The 387-nt window shown below is 58.1% G+C and carries 1 protein-coding gene; it reads left to right on the forward strand.

The genetic code is table 11. The annotated features are described in order from the left end of the window. The coding region (locus P0D71_RS36090; protein WP_408483898.1) for a 4Fe-4S dicluster domain-containing protein at nucleotides 1-387 on the forward strand (387 nt) is incomplete at both ends.

Genomic DNA, 387 nt, shown 5'->3' on the forward strand with positions numbered 1-387 from the left:
GAAGCTGCTGGGCGGCAATGTGCCGTGGACGCTGCACCACCAACATTCGGATCACGAGATGCTGAAACCGGCGTCGCAATGCAAGCCGATCGTCTATCCGAAGCCAGATGGCAAGCTGACATTCGACCGCCTGTCCTCAGTGTTCATCTCGAATACGAACCACGAAGAAAACCAGCCCGCTCACCTGACACTGAAAGACCCTTCAGTGCCGGTGAATGTGAACTGGCAGACCTACGCCGGCCCGGAGTCGCGTTACTGCCCCGCAGCGGTGTACGAGTTCGTGAAGAACGACGACAACACCGAACGCCTCGTGATCAACGCGCAGAACTGCGTGCACTGCAAGACCTGCGATATCAAGGACCCGACGCAGAACATCGTGTGGGTCAC

Origin of the sequence: Paraburkholderia sp. RL17-383-BIF-A (assembly GCF_046028015.1) — a bacterium.
Classification (GTDB): domain Bacteria; phylum Pseudomonadota; class Gammaproteobacteria; order Burkholderiales; family Burkholderiaceae; genus Paraburkholderia.